Below are 16,981 nucleotides of genomic sequence, written 5' to 3' on the forward strand. Positions count from 1 at the left end.
ACCCGGACAAGTGAAATTCGTGACCATCTGTCGGGACGCGGACAAATCCGGACAAGCACCGGCATGAGATTGGCCACCGCCCAACAGTCCGGTTGTTGGGCCATATTCGCGGATTGGACCACCGCTTCTCGCGGCACCTCTTGAGGGCGGACGCTTCCCTTCGGCGCGAAATCTATGGAATTCGAGGGTGCCTGCCGATGCCCGCCGAACGCTCCACATGGCGCGACGTCCGACGCTGCCGCGCGTGTTGACGGGACGATCGGAGGCGCGCTAAAGGCGGGTCTCCGGGACCGTTAGGCGCCTGGCAGCAGCGCCCCTCGTGGGGGCATGACTGCACCAAGGCGGGAGCGTTCAGGGTCCGGATGGGTGGCCGAGTGGTTTAAGGCAGCGGTCTTGAAAACCGCCGAGGGTGCAAGCCCTCCGTGGGTTCGAATCCCACCCCATCCGCCAGTAACTCGTTGTACTTGCAATACGTATTGCTCTTTTCGACCGTTCGTTGACCGTGTTCGATGCGAGAATAATGCGCGCCAACTGATACGAAGACCTCGGAATCGGGCGCTAAGGCGGACCAAATCCCCGGAAAATCCCCGGAGGGTGCTTTTCAAGGCCATGCCGCGCTCGTCCAAGCCGAAAGCCCCCACCCGACTTGTCCAGCAATGGCCTTTGTCGACAGCGGCCACGTTGGGATCTGCTGTCCGGACGCGGGGTATCCTGCTCGAGGTGCGGGCGCAGCTGTCGTTTATCGAGCGGAAACTGGTCGACGTCGAAACCGGCACACTCGTGCTGCGCGTCCCGGAAGACGATCTCGACCCTCATGCGGCCACGGCCGCCGTCGTCGCTCAAACACTGACCGGCATCGAGGATCTGCCGATCATCCCGCGCGAGATCGAAGATATCCTTTCAATCAAGACGGCCGAGCGCCACCGCTGGCTGAAGGACGGTCGGCTGCAGAGCGCCGGCACCCGCACGGTCAAGCTGCGCGGTCGCGCGCGAAAGATCACCTTCCATGTCTTCGAGCCGCGCCACATCGAAGACATCCTCGACCGCAACCTGCCGGACATCTGGCGCGAGCAGGACGCGCTGGCGGCGGCCGAGAATCGCCAGCGTGGCAGGCAGAAGGCCGCGCTGAAGAAGGCCGGCAAGCTGGCGGACAACGCGGAGGCTGGGGGCAGCGCTCGTCAGGAGAAGACGCCGCTGAAAGGCTGGGACGATTTCGACCTGGACGGCCTGCTGCGCTGATGAGGCTGCCGGCCGGCCTCGCGACCAAGCGGAACAGCAGCCGATCGCGCGGCACGGTGCGCGCCGTCCGCAGCAACTTTCAGACCGAGCGCGTCCTAGGGGCGGAGTTCACCACTTTCAGACGACCGGATGGACGACGCGCCGCCCATTCTCACGCTCAGACGCGACTCGGCATCGTTCGAGCGTTCAAACACGAGACAATCTGCCAACCAACCTATCATTCACGGGCAACCGCTTCGGTCTTCCCGAGATAGTCGGCCGGCCTCCTGGCAGGTGACTGGCGCTAGGGGCGTTGCATGAGGTCGCTGGCGGCGGCAATGGGGTGACGGACGGCGCGGCGGCCTTCCGACCGCGACGGCCTCTGTCACACGGTGGCGCTTAAGCGCCCCGCCCTCCTCGCCCTTGCCGGTGCCTGGCGTGGGCCGGCCGGCATCTGGAGCTGATCCGCGCCGGCGGGAGCGCGAACTTCGAAGTGGAGACCTGCGATGAATCGGACGGGAAGGTGTCTCGATCTGACTGGATCAGGAGCTATCTGGGAATTCCAGCAGTCGCGACTGAAACACCCTCGCGGCGCGAGATGGTCGAACGCAGATCTTGCAGCCCTAAGCCGCTATATGGCGACTTCAGAAGAAGGGAACACGAGAACCAGCTGAAAATCGCCGGGGGGTTCACCGGGGGTTTCCAGCGCATCGAACAGGACCTTGCCCGGGCCGGCGCGGCGAGTGAAGCACCGGACCGCCAACCTGTCGGGATCGATGCAAATCGACCGTCGGACACCGTTCGAGCTCTCATTCCTGCGTGCCGACCAGACCCGAACCCTTGTCGCTTTCTACTTCTCGTTGCACGTCTAGGGGCTAGTATGTTTGCGTCTGTCCTTCGGTCTCGGCGCTGCCGTGAGACCTTCTTAACGTTCTATAAACAGATGGAGCAAGAAATTGAATACAATCCCAATGAAAAACGATTTCGTTGTACTGAATCGGGCGACGTCGGATCCCGGCAAGCTCGCGAAGGCTGAGGCCGCCAGGGCGATCCGCGATATCGGCTATGACAATTTGCACGTCGACATCGATACGCTCAATGCGACGTGCTGGTGCCTCATGGATCCGGTGGGCAAGCCCTCCTACACGCACGGCCTGATGCACGACATCAGTCGGATGCAGACGGCGATCACGCAGAGCTTCGCGAACCTCTCCAGCCCGGCGGAAGCGCCCTTCTCCTGGTTCGTCATGGCCTCGGCCGTGCCGGGGATCTACAATCTGGGCGGCGACCTCGGGCACTTCGCGCAGCGCATCCGCAGCCGGGACCTGTCGGCCATGCAGCATTACGGCCATGTCGCTGTCGAGGCCATCCACCGCAATGCCGTGGCTTTCGACGCGCCTGTCGTAACGATGGCGCTTGTTCAGGGCGATGCACTGGGCGGCGGCTTCGAGCACGCGCTTTCCTTCGACCTGATCGTCGCCGAGCGCAGCGCAAAGATGGGCCTGCCCGAGATCCTGTTCAACATGTTCCCCGGCATGGGCGCCTACAGCTTCCTGTCGCGGCGCATGACCCGTGATAAGGCGGAGGCGCTCATCCTGTCGGGCCGTATCCACACGGCTGAAGAGCTGTACGATATGGGCGTCGTCGATGTACTGGCGGAAGACGGTGAGGGCCAGTCGGCCGTGCTGGACTACATTGCGCGCCACAACCGCAAGCACAACGCCCACCAGTCGCTCTATCGGGCACGGCGGCGCGTCAATCCGGTGACCCTGGACGAGTTGATCGACGTTGTCGATATCTGGGCCGAAGCGGCATTGAACCTGACAGAGGCCGATCTTCGCAAAATGGACCGGCTCTGCGCGGCGCAGGACCGCAGGCTGGCGACGCTTCACTCCAGCATGCCCGTTCTGGTGGCCGCCGAATGAGGTCGCTCGGCGATGCGCCCACAAGGCGCATCGCCTGCCGCCCCGGCGCTTCAGCCGAGGCCAGCTTCGCGCGCCGAATAGGCGCGCATGGCTTTCTGCGTGCGCTTCAGTTCCGCCCTAGACTGCCGCGCAAAATCCGCGGCGCCCGCCCGCAATTCATCGCTGCGCAGGTCTCGCCAGGATGCGCAGATCCGGCCAAGGGCCAGAGCGCCGATATTCGCCGAGCTGCTCTGGAGGGCGTGGTCATCGCTGCGAAAGGTCTCGAGATCGCCCTTGGCGGCGCTCTTGGCCAGCCGTTCCAGCAGGATCTCGGCGTCCGACAGATAGTCTTCCATCAATTCGATCACGAACTCCGCGCTTCCCAGCTTCTGCAGCCGCTCGACGACCACCTCGTCCAAGCTTGGCAGGACAGCCGGACGGACCAAAGCTGGCCGAGCCTCGCCCGGGACGAGCCTCTCGAGCCCGTCCTTAGCCAGTCGGTCGACGAGAGCCAGAAGCACGGAGGGCTCCACCGGCTTGATGAGACAGTCGTCCATGCCCGCCTCGCGCCAGCGATTGCCCATCAGAGCGGTCGCGTCGGCGGTCAGGCCCACGATGGGGAGCCGCCGTCCGCCGTTGGCCATCATCCGAAACAGCTTCGTGGCCTCGAGCCCGTCGGTGTCGGGCATGTTGAAGTCCATCAGGACGATGTCGAATTGATCCGCCCGCTCCTCCAGGAGGTCGAGCGCCTGCTCGCCCGTTTCCGCCAACCGCACGGAATGGCCGGCGGCTTCGAGGATGCGGGAAAAGACGCGCTGGTTGATGCGATTATCGTCCGCCAGCAAGATGCTGCGGGGCCGGCGCGGCGGAACCGCATCTATAGTCGCAGCTTGCTCCAGCGATGGCGCCGGGGCCGCCAGCCGGCAGGCGATCGTCAGCGCACGGCGCAGCTCGATCGCCGTCGGGTGCTGCGAAAGAAGGCAGGCGCTCCGCTGCCGGATCTTCATCGCCGGTAATGTCGGCGGGGCGTCCGGTCGGATCAGGACGACCTTCGGCGGGGGGCCTGACGCGTTCGTGGACACGAGCGGCAGATTGGCGGTGTCCGGGTCGAAAAGCAGTCGAACCGCATCAGCGGCATGCGGCGGGAACATACGCGCAGGCCCGCGGCTCGGATCGGCGATCAGAGGCTTCACCCCCAGCGTGCCAAGCATGGTGACCAACTCAGCCAGGGGGGCCGCATCGCGGCAAACGAGGACGACGCCGCGTTCGCGCCAGGGTTCCTCGGTTGAGAGACCCTCATCCGGCAGCGTTGAGGTGAGGATGTCGAAACGGAAGGTACTACCTTCGCCCAAGGAGCTTTCGACGGAGATCGAGCCTCCCAGCAGTTCCACCAGCCGCCGCGCGATCGCGAGGCCCAGCCCCGTGCCGCCGAAGCGATTCATGATGCTGGGATTGGCCTGCGTGAAATCCTCGAAGATCCGCTCCTGGTCCTTCGGCGCGATGCCGATGCCGGTATCTGTGATTTCCACCGTCAACCGCACACTGCCGTCCTCCTGCGGCTCGCCGTCCACCGCGATCGTCACGCCGCCATCACGGGTGAACTTCACGGCATTGCCAACCAGATTGACCAGGATCTCGTGCAGGTGCTGGCGGCTACCGAGCAGCCTTAGCGGCGTGCGCGCGGTGATGTGGATGTCGAAGCTCAATCCCCGTTCGCGCACCTGGCTTTCGACCAGCCGGCGCGCATCGACGAGCAGTGCGACAAGGTCGATCGCTTCCTTCGAAACTGGCATGCGCCCGGCCTCGATCCGCGAGAGATCGAGCAGACTGTTGATCAGCGACTGAAGCGAACGGGTGGCCACATCGACGGTCTCGACCATGTCGCGCTGGTCGGCGGCGAGCGGGCCGACCCGCAGCAGTCCGGTCATGCCCACAATGGCCGTCAGCGGGGTGCGCAATTCGTGGCTGACGCTTGCAAGGAAGAGGCTTTTCGCCTGGCTCGCCTCCTCGGCGGCCTCCGTGGCCTGGGAGAGCTTGCGGATGAGCGTCCCGGCATAGGCTGGCAGGATGACGAGCCCGCCCAGCAGCCCCGCCGAGAGATGCCAGCGATTGAACCAGAACGGCGTCGTCAAGACCACGATGCCGAAGCACGCCGTCGCAACCGGAATAGCGACGGCCAGCGAAACCAGACCGAAACGGAAGCCGTTGCCGAAAATGATCCAGAGATAGATAGGGAAGAATAGCGAGGCGACCTCGCCGCCCAGATACAACTGCCAGGAAAGGAAGCCGCAATCCATCAGCAGGGCAAAGAGGCGCCGGCCGCGCGAACGCCCTGGAAAAAGCAGGATGTGCCCCAGCACCCCCAGCGCGAGGGCGATGTAGAGCACCATCACGTTCAGAGCGGGAGCCGTATCGTCGCGGGACGGCGACATCACCAGAACGATGACGATGATGATTGCGAAAATGAGCCGGTTGAAGCTCATCTCATGTTCACTATCGGGCCGGTCCCGGAGTCGTTCGGCCATCCAGTGAAGCGGCGTGGTCAATGGCCGGAGCACCCTAGACGGTGCGGGCATGCTCATTCTCCATCGAGGCCTGCCGGCGCTCGGTGCCTCCCTTACCGTACTGCGCGATCCAGTCGGCAAATTCATCCGCCGGAACCGGTCGGCTGAAATAATAGCCCTGCCCCTCGTCACAGCCCTCCGAACGCAGGAGCTGGAGCTGGGACTCCGTCTCGACGCCTTCAGCCAGCACCTGGAGATGCAGGATATGGCCGAGGTCGATGATGGTACGCACGATCGCCAGCGCGCTGGGATCGCTCCCCAGATCTTGGACGAAGGAACGGTCGATCTTCAGTCGGTGCAGCGGAAAGCTGCGGAGGTAGCTCAGCGAGGAATAGCCCGTGCCGAAATCGTCGACCGACAGGGTTACGCCCAGCGACCGCAGGATGTGCATCTGCTTGACGATCTGCTCGTCATTGCCGAGCAGGATGCCCTCCGTCAGTTCCAGCTCCAACGATGTCGGCCGCATGCCGCTCGCTCCGAGAGCTTCCTTGACCAGCGTTTCCACTCCCTGGCGCTTGAACTGAATCGGCGACATGTTGACGGCGACGCGGAGGTCACGCAGCCCGGACGCTTCCCATGCCGCGCCTTGGCGGCAGGCCTCGTTCAAGACCCACTCGTTGATGAGCAGAATCAGGCCTGTTTCTTCGGCGAGGCTCAGAAACGAGCCGGGGGACAGCAGGCCGCGCTGCGGATGCTGCCAGCGGAGAAGCGCTTCGACGCCAACCACCCTGTCGCCACGCAGGTCGATCTGCGGCTGATAGTGGAGCGTGAATTCGCGGCGCGACAACGCACCGCGCAACTCGGCCTCCATCTGCACCGTCTGGTTCGCGCGAGGGCGCATGTCGGGGGCGAAGAAGCGCCACGTCCCGCCGCCGAGCGACTTGGCGAGGTACATCGCCTGGTCCGAGTTCTTGAGCAGGTCGTCCGGATCCGTCCCATCGAGAGGGGCCAGGGTGACGCCGATACTGGCGCCGATATTAAGCGACAGCCGGCTGTCCGATTCGCTGTTGAGCAGGTCGAGGATCGACTGGGCCAGCCGGCCCGCGTCATCGGAGCCATTGATGTCGGGCTGCAGGACGGCGAATTCGTCGCCACCCAGACGCGCCACGGTGCCGCTCTCTCCGACAAGTTCCGACAGAGCTTCGGCGACACGCTGAAGCAGCTCGTCCCCCCAATGGTGGCCATGCGCATCATTGACCGCCTTGAAGCGGTCGAGATCGATGAAATGCAGGGCGAAGTTCTGATCGCCCCGTCGGCCGCGCGCGAGTTCGCGCCGCAGATGATCCCGCAGCAGCAGGCGGTTGGGCAGGCCCGTCAGCAGATCGTGATTGGCTATGTGCAGCAGGCGCCGCTCGGCCTGGCGCTGGTCGGTGATGTCGATCGACGTCGAAAGGACGCTCGCGATCTCGCCCATCCCGTCATAGAGCGGGGCCTTGCTGGTGAGGAAAATTCGCGGCTCGCCATCCGGCGCCAGCACGTCCTCTTGCCGGGACGATATGGAGCGGCCGGTCTTGAGCACCAGCTGGTCGAGTCGGCGGCTGATATGAGCCCTCTCCTCCCCCAGAAGCGTCTCGATCGGCTGGCCGACCAGATCCTCCGGCGCCTTGCCGTAGAAGGCGGCCTGATGGGCGTTGACGAATACGCAGCGACCGTTGCGATCGGTTGCGTTGATCATGGCGGGGACGGTGTCGATGACCTGGGCCAGCGCCTCGCGACTCTCCCGCAGCAACTGTTCCTTGGCGTTCAGGCTGATCTCCAGCAGGTCGGCCCGCTTCGCGAGGAGCAGCTGTTGGGTCCTGAGCTTCAGAAGGTTCCTGGCCCGGGCGAGGAATTCGACGTGGTCCACCGGGCTGAGCAGGAAATCCGTCGCTCCCGCCTCCAGAGCGGCGACCCTGAAGTGCTGATCGTTGTAGGCCGTTATGACGATGACCGGAACGTCCCGATTGGAGACATTGTCCCGGATGGCGGCGGTCAGCTTCGCACCGGTCATCAACGGCATCTTGTAGTCGGTAATGATCAGATCGGCGGTGTTCTCGGCAAGCCAGTCCAGCGCCTTGCGCGGATTTCCGAAAGTCTGAATCTCAAGCTCGGATCCGATCTGCCTCGCCAGCTTCGAATAGATGCGCTGATTGGTCGAGCTGTCATCGACAATGACGATCTTGTGCATCAGTTCAAGCGCCGTGGACACAGGGCGAACCTCTTACGACGATAGCGTTAGCACCGCGAACGGCGACGACCGGCAATAAGTTGCCTTACAAGCGGTTGCGAAGTGCGTTCAACCTCGATCTATGCGTATACGCTTGTGGCTGGGCAAGAGGTAGCGGTCGGTTCGACCGGCCGGCACAATTTGATCCCAACTTCAATATCGCGCCGATGCATCGCCTGGGTCTTCCGCGCAAAGGCTTGAAGCGCCGAGGGTTCGTTCGGGCGCTTGCGATGCTGTCCCATACAACTATCGATATCGCCGCGGTTCTGCACCAGATTGCGAATGGCTGGCCGCGCCTTCGTAGCGCCGGTTCCCGGTGCCAGCCACGGGGGTGGTGTCAATGCCATTCGGCATCATGCCGTATCGAGCCATTATCCACCAAGAAATTGAGCCGAATAAGAGGAGCGCCCGTACGGAATACCGTCAACTGGGGCGTTCGGGTCTCAAGGCCTCCTCTATGGCCTTCGGGACAGCGACCTTCGGCGGCGTCGGGGCGCTTTCGAAATGGGGAGCAACCGACGATCGGGAGGCCCGGCATCTCCTCGAGATCTGTATCGACGCGGGAATCAATACCGTCGATACCGCCAATGCCTATTCGAACGGCCGGGCGGAAGAGATCCTGGGCGTGGCGATCGAGGGCCGCCGCTAGGATCTCGTCTTAGCCACCAAGGTCCGTTTCCCCATGGGCTCGGGACCCAATGACGAGAGGCTCTCCCGCCACCACATCATCGCCGCGTGCGAGGCAAGCCTCCAGCGGCTGCGGACGGACGATATCGACCTCTACCAGCTGCATGAGTGGGATGGGCTGACCCCTAGCCTCCGCACCTGCTGCGCGATCGTGAATCCAGTGCGAATGACAAGCAATGTCGCAGCCGTCGACTCAGCAATTCGATAATTAGCAAAGTTTAATTTCAGACTTCCAGATAAACTCCGTTAATTATTGATTGACCTACCAATTAACGTGGTACCGTGCCTGCGTAATCGGGCAGTCTTCTGGATGATAGGAAAACAATTGCCGAAGTTCGAATGGATCAAGGCTGCTCTCGGTGGCGCTGTCGTCGGGGCAGTCGTGATGGCGGTGGTCGGGTTTTCCTGGGGCGGCTGGGTAACCGGGAGTGCGTCGAGAGAGAATGCGGAAACGATCGCCGATGCCCGTGTTGTAACAGCTTTGACGCCCTATTGCGTCGTCAATGCTCAAGCGGATCCGCAGTCGTCCGAGCGGCTCGCGGCGCTCAAGTCTGCGTCAAGCTATCAGCGGCGTGATCTGGTGATGGCGAATGGCTGGGCGACACTGGCCGTCGGAAAAGACCCGGATCGGGCCGTCGCGGACGCGTGCCAGAAAGTGCTGGCCAGTTAGGTTCAGCCTCGGCGCTTGTGCCGATCGACGGCGGCGATGTGGCACAGGCCCATTGCGCCGCCAACCGTGGAGAATGCCGAATGTCGCTCAATTTTCCCAACCAGAGCCGCAGCTACAACGCCTCTCATGACTGCGTCTGTTTCTGGGGCCATGAATCCCAGTTCGAAGTCGCGTTTCAGATCGGCAGCGATGCGCTGAAGCGGCTGAATTCGACCGTTCCGGACGACGAGGAAGCACTGCTGCGCGTCTTTGATGGCAACCGTGTCCAGATCCAAAAGGTCGCCGCGCGCGCACATGCACAAAAGCCGGACGGATTTCACCGGCTGTCTGCGACAGACTTCGGATAAAGGTGGTCGAACGCCGCGCCGGCGGCGTCCACGCTCCTCGATCTGAGTGTGGACGGCTAGCCGGCCTTCTCGCGCGACAGGATGAAGTCGAATTCCACGTCGTAATAGGGCGCGGTAACGCCGACCGTGGCGGCTGCGGCCGTGTCTTCGACTTTGGAGAACTCCGCGAGTAGGCTCTTCTTCACGCCGAACACTGCATCTGAATTGATGTAGGGATCGTCGGGATCGAAGATATGCGTTGTCAGCTGCTCGAAACCTTCGGCCGAGATGATGTAGTGCAGATGCGCCGGCCTGTATGGATGGCGCCCAAGCGCGCCAAGCAGCTTGCCGACGGGGCCGTCATCGGGGATCGGGTAGTATTTCGGCTTCACGCCGCGGAACCAGTAGCGCCCGTCATCGCCGGTCCGGAATACGCCCCGCAGGTTGAAGTCGGGCTGGATGCCCTTCTGCTGCACGTCGTAGAAGCCCTCGTCATTGGCCTGCCAGACATCGATCTTGGCGCCCGAAATTGGGTTGCCCTTCGTATCCAGGATGTGGCCATGGACGAACATCGGCTCGCCCTTCTGGTCGAGGCAGATGTCGGCGCCCATCGGCAGCTCGGGCGCATCGTCGACATGGAATGGGCCGAGGACGGTCGATTCCGAGGCGCCGGATGGCTTCCGGTTGTTGATCGCGTCGACCAGCATCGAGACGCCAAGGATGTCTGAGAGCAGGATATATTCCTGCCGCCATTCGTTACAGATCTGGCCGGTTTCGGTGAGGAACATGATCGCGCGGAACCACTCGTCCTGCGTCGGCTCGATCTCCTTGACCGCTTCGTGCAGCTTGCGGGTGATGACCTCCATCACCTGTTTCAGCCGCTCGTCGTTCGCGTTGGCATTGCGCGCGACAACGACGTCGGCTGAGTTCGCCTCGGTGAAATAGCCATACTCGTGCTCGTTGCTCATGGCTGTTCCTCAGCGCGCGAGAATGGATTTGAGGATCCGGCGCAACTCGGCTGCGGGGTCGGCGGCGAGCCCTTCCGAGCGCCAGGCCACGTGATGGTCGGGCCTTACGAGCAGGCAGCCCGCATCACGGATCTCGCGGGCGCGTGCCCAATCGCCGGTATGATCTTCGATCGCGCGGCGCGGACCGATGACATGGGTGCGGATCGGCAGGCCGAACTCGCCGCCAACGGTCTCCGCCGCCGAAACCCACGCCTCGCCACCGATGCCGGTCAGCAGAGTGAATTCGCCATGTCCGCAGAGATCGAGCGTCGAGACCGCCTTACCCGCGCGGTCGAAGACCCAGACATGCGGTAGCCGGGCACCGGGCCATGTGGTCGGCGCGTAATGCAGCTCGCGATCCTGGTCGAAGGCTGGCTCTGCCTGCCCGTCCGACGCTGTCGCGGCCGACTTGTAGCGCTGGTTCATCTCGACGCCATGCGCGTCGAACTCATATTTCTTGAAGGCGATTGCCTTGCGGAGAGCTTCGCGCTGGCTCTCGGCCGCTGGCGTCGCGTCGGCGCGCGCTTCCATGTTACGCTGGATCTTGTCGTGATCGACGCCGCCATCCATGCCGAGCGCCTCGAAGATCGGCCCGAATTCGCCGATCGACTGATTGGCGCGCGTTACGATCTGGCGGGCGATCGGTGCGCGCTCGGCGGTATAGCTATCGAGCAGCGCGAGACCCGCCTGCCCTTTCACCACCTTGGCAAGCTTCCATGCCAGGTTGAAGCCATCCTGGATCGAGGTGTTCGAGCCAAGGCCATTCGACGGTGGATGCCGGTGCGCGGCATCGCCCATGATGAACACCCTGCCCTTCGACATTTGTGTCGCAAAGCAATTGTTCACCGTCCAGGTGTTGGCGCCGAGCAGCTCGATCTCGAGCTCCGGATCGCCGACGAGCTGGCGCGCGACCTCGGTCGCGAGTTCTGGCGTCACCGTTGGCGGCGGCTGGTTGATGTCGTAGCCCCAGACGATGAGCCACTCATTCCAGGGCCGCACCATGCGCACGAGGCCCATGCCGATGCCGCCGACATCGGCGCCGGGCTGCATGACCCAATAAAGAACGCTGGGACGATGGGCGACATATTTCGAGAGGTCGGCGCGGAACAGGATGTTCATCGAGCCGCCGACGCCCATCTTGCCTTCGAAAGGCAAGCCGAGATGCTCGGCGACCAGCGAATTGCCGCCGTCGGCGCCGACCAGGAATTTCGAGCGCACGGTGAACGTCGCCCCCGAAAGGCGGTCGCGTAGCGTCGTCGTGACGCCTTCGGCGTCCCGGATATGGCTGAGATATTCCGTGCTCATCCGTGCCTGCGTCCCGCGCGAACAGGCGGTCTTGAACAGGATCGGCTCCATGAAGGTCTGCGGAAGGTCGTTCATGAAGGTCGGCGATGACAGGAGATGCTCAGCCTTGGAGTGGGGATGCGTGCCCCAGCTCTTCATGCGGCCGATCTCCTCCCCGGCGAGGCTCTCGCAGAAGACGTTCTCGCCCATTATCTCCTGCGGCGAGGCGTGCATCATCGCCTCAGCCTCGACCTCAGCCCCAAGGTCGCGCAGCACTTCCATGGTGCGCTGGTTGGTGATGTGAGCGCGCGGCGTATTCGATAGCCAGCGGTAGCGGTTGACGACCATGTTGGCGATGCCGGCGCTTGCGAGCAGTGCCGCGGTGGCCGAGCCGGCAGGGCCCGTTCCCACGATCAGCACATCGGTCTCGATATTCGCCATCAGATTCCTCCCTCGATCTTAGGACCGGTCAGCCTGCGGCGGACCGGGAACAGGTGCAGGCCTGACCTTGACGAGATCAGACCCCAGAGCCCCTTGGGGGCGAAAAGCATGACGATGATGGCGATCACACCGAGCGTCATCAGGTACCAGCTGCCGTAATCGGCCAAGGCCGAGCGGAGGATGAAGAACACGATCACGCCGACGATCGGCCCCTCGATCGTCCCGATGCCGCCGATGACCACGATGAAGATGACGTAGGCGGTCCAATCGGTAACGGCGAAGGCGGCATCCGGCGATATGCGAGCTGTCTGCATGAAGATCAGCGCGCCCGTCAGCCCCGTCGCGGCAGCGGCGATAAGGAACACTGCCCATTTGAGCCGGCCGGTATCGACGCCGACAGAGCGCGCCGCCTCAGAATTGTCGCGCACGGCCGCCAGCGCCAGGCCGAGGCGGCTCTTCAGCAGCCAGTAGATCCCGCCTGTGACGATGACGACGAGGAGGAGCGCCAGCCAATAAGCGAGGATGTCGCGCGCGGCCGCCTCGCGGACGCCGAAAAGGGCCCGAATCGCGTCGGTGCCGAGGATGTTGCTCGTCGCCTCGCGCGGCAGCGACGTACCCGTACCGCCGCCCAGCGTCTTCCATTGCGCGATCAGCAACCTCGTTACCTCGGCGATCACCCAGGTGCCGATGGCGAAATAGGCGCCCTGCAGGCGGAACGCGAAGAAGGCCGTCGGGATCGCGAGAAGCAGCCCGGCGACACCGCCGAGGAGGATCGCCCAGACCGGGTTCCAGCCGGCGAGAATGACGCCGGCAAACATCGCATAGGCGCCGATGCCGACGAACGCCTGCTGTCCGACCGAAACGAGGCCGCCATAGCCGGCGAGCAGGTTCCAGAGCTGCGCCAGCGTCAGCATGGTCAGGATGAAGAACAGGTCCTGGATGACACCGCGCGATGTCACGGCGGGCAAGGGGAGGCCCGCCAGGACGAGTGCCACTGCGACGATAGCGGTTGTCGTGCCGGCGCGGGTGCGGGTGGTGAGCTTGTACATGCCGCCCTCAATCCACGGCGCGCGGGAACAGGCCCCGCGGCTTCAGCAGCATCACGGCCAGGAAGGCGAGATGTCCCGCCAGGATCTGCCATTCGGGGTTTACGGCAGCGCCGAAGGTCTGCGCGACGCCGATGATCACGCCGCCGGCCAGCGTACCCCAAAGGCTCCCGAGCCCGCCGATGATCACCGCCTCGAAGGCATAGATCAGTCGCGCCGGTCCGATCGACGGATCGAAATTGGCGCGCATGCCGAGATAGAGCGCAGCGATCGTGACCACGACCATTGCGATGCCGGTGGCTATTGCGAAGATGCGCTTTGGTTCGATCCCCATCAGCCCTGCCGTCACGGCATCGTCCGACGTCGCGCGGAAGGCCCGGCCCAGGGCGGTGTGGTAGAAGAGTGCATTCAGCGCCACGATCACGATGATGGCCGATGCAAAGGTTAGAAGTGGCATGACGCCGACCGTGACGATGCCGAGATCGAGCGAAGCGCCTTCCAGACTCCCTGCCGGAATGCGGCGGCTATCGGCGGAAAAGGTTTCGAGCAAACCGTTCTGCAACGCGACTGAGAGGCCGAAGGTAACCAGAAGCGGCGGCAGGATGTCCTTGCCGAGCACGCGGTTGAGCACTGCCGATTGCAGCAGCCAGCCAAGACCGAACATCAGTGGCATGGCGATGAGCGCGGCAATCCAGGGCGGGAGCCCGAGCAGCGTGACGCCCATCAGGATGAGATAGGCGGCAAAGACGATCAGATCGCCATGGGCGAGATTGACCAGTCGCATGATGCCGAAGACGAGGCTGAGCCCAGCCGCGAACAGCGCATAGAGGCCGCCGAGCAGGATGCCCTGCACAAGAGTGTCGACCCAAATCATGCCGCCTCTCCGAAATAGGCGGCATGGATCGCTTCGCGCGTGACGTCGGCCGGCTTGGCGACGAGCGTGACGCGCCCCTCCATCATGCAGTAGACGCGGTCGGCGACGGCGAGCGCCTTGCCGATATCCTGCTCCACGACGACGATCGCCGCGCCACCTTCGCGGATTCTGGGAAGGACCGCGTAGATGTCCCGAATGACGACGGGCGCGAGGCCGAGGCTGATCTCGTCGCAGAGCAGCAGTTCCGGGTTCGACATCAGCGCCCGGCCGATCGCCACCATCTGCTGCTGACCACCGGAAAGCGCCGTGCCAGAGTTCTTCCGCCGCTCGCGCAGGATCGGGAACAGGCCATAGATGGACTCGAGGCTCCAGGGCCCCGGTACCTGGCGCGCCTGCCCGCCGATCAGGAGATTTTCCTCGACCGTGAGCGAGGGAAACAGCCGGCGGCCCTCCGGCACCATGGCGATGCCGCGTTTCATGATCTCGGCCGAGGACAGCGCTCCGATCGGCGTGCCGCGGTGGAGGACCATGCCGGGTTCGTTGCGGATGACGCCGGTGATCGAGCGCATCAGCGTCGATTTCCCGGCGCCATTGGCGCCGATGATGGCGATGCATTCGCCCTCGGCAACGGCGATGTCGACACCGAACAGGGCCCGGAACTGGCCGTAATTGGCGGTGAGGCCATGGGTTTCGAGCAGCATCAGACCTCGAGCCCCAGATAGATTTCGCGAACTTCCTTCGAGGCCATGATCGCGTCGGGCGTGCCGATGGAGATCACGCGTCCGAAATCCAGCACCAGCAGCCTCTCCACGACGGATATGAGCGCATGCAGCACATGCTCTATCCAGATGATCGTAGTGCCACGGGCATGAATGGCCTTGATGGTCGCGACCAGCGCCTTGCACTCGCCCTCGGTCAGGCCGCCGGCGATCTCGTCCAGCAGCAGTAGTTCCGGGCCGGTGGCCATGGCGCGGGCAAGTTCCAGGCGCTTGCGGTCCAATAGGCTCAGCGAGCCGGCGACGACATTCGCCTTCTTGAGAAGCTCGGTTTCTTCCAGGATGCGGGCGCAATCATCGACCATATCGGCCTCGCGCCCTCCCCGTCCGAAGGCGGCGGCGGTGAGCAGGTTCTCGAAGACGGTGAGCCCCTCGAAAGGCTGGGGGATCTGGAAGGACCGGCCGACGCCCATGCGCACCCTGTCCATGGCCGGAGCGCGCGTGACGTCACGGCCGAGAAACTCGATCCGTCCCGCATTCGCCAGAACATTGCCGGTGATCAGGTTGAAAAGGGTCGACTTGCCGGCGCCATTCGGCCCGATGATGCCGAGCGCCTCGCCGCGCGACACCGCGAAGGTCACGGCATCCGTCACCTTCAAAGCGCCGTAGGACTTCGAGACGTCGTCTAGCCTCAGGATCATCGCGGGTGTCCCTCGAATGCGTGCGGAACGCGGGCCGGCTTGGCCGGCCCGCGTGATCGGTCAGGTAAGGGCTTCCATCTTGCCGGCAGTCGGAATCTCCGGCGCGATGCCGTTCTCGACGATCACCAGATCGAAGCCGCCATCGGCCTTGCGGCGCCACTGGCCGCCGACGAGCGGCGTCTTGCAGACATTCTTCGCCGCGAAGGGCGGAACACCGGCGCCGTTCCACGCCACCTTGCCAACAACAGTCGTCATGTCGGTGGCGGCGATCGCGGCGGCGATCGCATCGGCATCGGCCGGGTCCGAGACACGCCCCATGACATTTGCGGCGACCTCGAACAGCGAATGCACGAAACCGATCGGCTGCGTCCAGGGACGCCCGGACTTCGCCGTGAAATCGGCCGCAAGTTCGGCCGAAGACTGGCCTGTCAGCGTCGATTTGAACGGATGCGAGGCCGACCACCAGACTTCGGAGGACAGGTTGTTGCCGGCAGCGCCGAGCGTCTCGACGGATTGCGGGAACAGGATCGCCTTGGCGACCGTCACGGCTTTCGGATTGAACCCCTGCTGCCGCGCCTGGTTCCAGAAGGTGGTGAAGTCGGGCGGGATCACGACGCCAGTGACGATCTCGGCATTGGCGGCCTTGAAGGCGTTGACCTGCGCGGTGAAATCGTCCGAGAGATTCTGATAGCGGCCGGGATCGGTCAGCGTGAAACCGGCAGCTTCGAGCCCTGGCTTCAGGCCGTTCTTGGGATCGCCCCAGGCATTGCCGTCGGCATCGTTCGGGAAGAGGCCACCGACCTTGCCATTGGTCTCGAGCTGCTTCCACATCGCTGTATAGACCGCGATGATGTCCTCAAGACCCCAGAAATAGTGATAGGCGAACTTGAATGGCTTCCACGAGGCGGGATCGCCCGGATTGCCTTGCTGGCCGATGAACCAGGGCTGCCACGGCGCCATGGTCGAGACGACAGGAATGCCTTCCGCCTCGCAGGTGGTGGCGACGGGGTTGGTGTTTTCCGGCGTCGAGCCGACGAGCATCAGGTTGATCTCGTCGTCGACGATCAGGCTCTTGGCGACCTCCGCTGCCCGGTTCGGGTTGGACTGGCTGTCCTTGACGATGACCTCGAAGTTTTTGCCAGCCTCGGATTCGAGGAAGGCCTTGATGTTGTAGGCGTCGCTTTCGGCAAAGCCGGCGAGCGGACCCGTCTGTGGCGAAACATAGCCAAGCTTGATCTTGGCCCCCTGCGCGATGGCCGGCGCTGCGAGACCCGCCGTCGCAAGAGCCAGACCCGTGGCTGCCGAACCCTTCAGCAGATTGCGTCTTGTAAGCATGT

Annotated in this window: 13 protein-coding genes, 1 tRNA gene and 1 pseudogene; 6 read left to right on the forward strand and 9 right to left on the reverse strand. The window is 63.7% G+C overall.

Features of this window, described 5'->3' with window-relative positions; translation table 11 throughout:
• Positions 1-360 precede the first annotated feature (360 nt).
• From BUB39_RS13885 to BUB39_RS13895, 3 genes are all read left to right on the forward strand, one after another.
• A tRNA-Ser gene (locus tag BUB39_RS13885) sits at positions 361-450 on the forward strand.
• Between the two features lie 231 nt (positions 451-681).
• Positions 682-1,239, forward strand: coding sequence for a hypothetical protein (locus tag BUB39_RS13890; protein WP_139251478.1), 558 nt, complete (start codon positions 682-684; stop codon positions 1,237-1,239).
• Between the two features lie 950 nt (positions 1,240-2,189).
• Positions 2,190-3,143, forward strand: coding sequence for a crotonase/enoyl-CoA hydratase family protein (locus BUB39_RS13895; RefSeq protein WP_073054404.1), 954 nt, complete (start codon positions 2,190-2,192; stop codon positions 3,141-3,143).
• Positions 3,144-3,193: 50 nt separating this feature from the next.
• Here the strand turns inward: BUB39_RS13895 and BUB39_RS13900 are convergent, their stop codons facing one another.
• Both BUB39_RS13900 and BUB39_RS13905 read right to left on the reverse strand, forming a co-directional pair.
• Positions 3,194-5,605, reverse strand: a complete 2,412-nt coding sequence (locus BUB39_RS13900; RefSeq protein ID WP_175561867.1) for a sensor histidine kinase — start codon at positions 5,603-5,605, stop codon at positions 3,194-3,196.
• Positions 5,606-5,681: 76 nt separating this feature from the next.
• Complete coding sequence (locus BUB39_RS13905) at positions 5,682-7,853, reverse strand: GGDEF/EAL domain-containing response regulator (RefSeq protein ID WP_073054408.1); 2,172 nt, start codon at positions 7,851-7,853, stop codon at positions 5,682-5,684.
• A 496-nt stretch (positions 7,854-8,349) separates the two neighbouring features.
• Between BUB39_RS13905 and BUB39_RS25015 the strand changes: the two are divergent.
• The 3 genes and pseudogenes from BUB39_RS25015 to BUB39_RS13925 all read left to right on the forward strand — a co-directional run bounded on the left by BUB39_RS25015 (position 8,350) and on the right by BUB39_RS13925 (position 9,596).
• A pseudogene (locus tag BUB39_RS25015) lies at positions 8,350-8,787 on the forward strand (aldo/keto reductase).
• A gap of 117 nt (positions 8,788-8,904) precedes the next feature.
• Positions 8,905-9,249: a hypothetical protein gene (locus tag BUB39_RS13920; RefSeq protein WP_244540255.1), complete on the forward strand. Its 345-nt coding sequence runs from the start codon at positions 8,905-8,907 to the stop codon at positions 9,247-9,249.
• Positions 9,250-9,266: 17 nt separating this feature from the next.
• A complete protein-coding gene (locus BUB39_RS13925) occupies positions 9,267-9,596 on the forward strand; it encodes a DUF1488 family protein (RefSeq protein WP_210187081.1) in 330 nt (109 codons plus the stop codon).
• Between the two features lie 56 nt (positions 9,597-9,652).
• Here BUB39_RS13925 and BUB39_RS13930 read toward each other — a convergent pair whose 3' ends face one another.
• From BUB39_RS13930 to BUB39_RS13960, 7 genes are read right to left on the reverse strand one after another with little or no spacing between them, the layout of a single operon-like run.
• Complete coding sequence (locus tag BUB39_RS13930; protein WP_073054419.1) at positions 9,653-10,543, reverse strand: intradiol ring-cleavage dioxygenase; 891 nt, start codon at positions 10,541-10,543, stop codon at positions 9,653-9,655.
• 9 nt (positions 10,544-10,552) lie between these two features.
• Positions 10,553-12,307 (reverse strand): FAD-dependent oxidoreductase, encoded by a 1,755-nt coding sequence (locus tag BUB39_RS13935; RefSeq protein WP_073054421.1) that lies wholly within the window; start codon positions 12,305-12,307, stop codon positions 10,553-10,555.
• Complete coding sequence (locus BUB39_RS13940) at positions 12,307-13,356, reverse strand: branched-chain amino acid ABC transporter permease (RefSeq protein WP_073054424.1); 1,050 nt, start codon at positions 13,354-13,356, stop codon at positions 12,307-12,309. Before BUB39_RS13940 ends, BUB39_RS13935 begins: the two co-directional genes overlap by 1 nt.
• A gap of 7 nt (positions 13,357-13,363) precedes the next feature.
• The gene (locus tag BUB39_RS13945; protein ID WP_073054426.1) at positions 13,364-14,227 is read right to left on the reverse strand and encodes a branched-chain amino acid ABC transporter permease; all 864 of its coding nucleotides are present in this window, start codon (positions 14,225-14,227) and stop codon (positions 13,364-13,366) included.
• Positions 14,224-14,931: an ABC transporter ATP-binding protein gene (locus BUB39_RS13950; RefSeq protein WP_073055516.1), complete on the reverse strand. Its 708-nt coding sequence runs from the start codon at positions 14,929-14,931 to the stop codon at positions 14,224-14,226. The genes BUB39_RS13945 and BUB39_RS13950 overlap by 4 nt, the downstream gene beginning before the upstream one ends.
• The gene (locus BUB39_RS13955; RefSeq protein ID WP_073054428.1) at positions 14,928-15,644 is read right to left on the reverse strand and encodes an ABC transporter ATP-binding protein; all 717 of its coding nucleotides are present in this window, start codon (positions 15,642-15,644) and stop codon (positions 14,928-14,930) included. The genes BUB39_RS13950 and BUB39_RS13955 overlap by 4 nt, the downstream gene beginning before the upstream one ends.
• 60 nt (positions 15,645-15,704) lie before the next feature.
• Positions 15,705-16,979 (reverse strand): ABC transporter substrate-binding protein, encoded by a 1,275-nt coding sequence (locus BUB39_RS13960; protein WP_073054430.1) that lies wholly within the window; start codon positions 16,977-16,979, stop codon positions 15,705-15,707.
• Positions 16,980-16,981 lie beyond the last annotated feature (2 nt).

It is taken from the genome of Kaistia soli DSM 19436 (assembly GCF_900129325.1).
Classification (GTDB): domain Bacteria; phylum Pseudomonadota; class Alphaproteobacteria; order Rhizobiales; family Kaistiaceae; genus Kaistia; species Kaistia soli.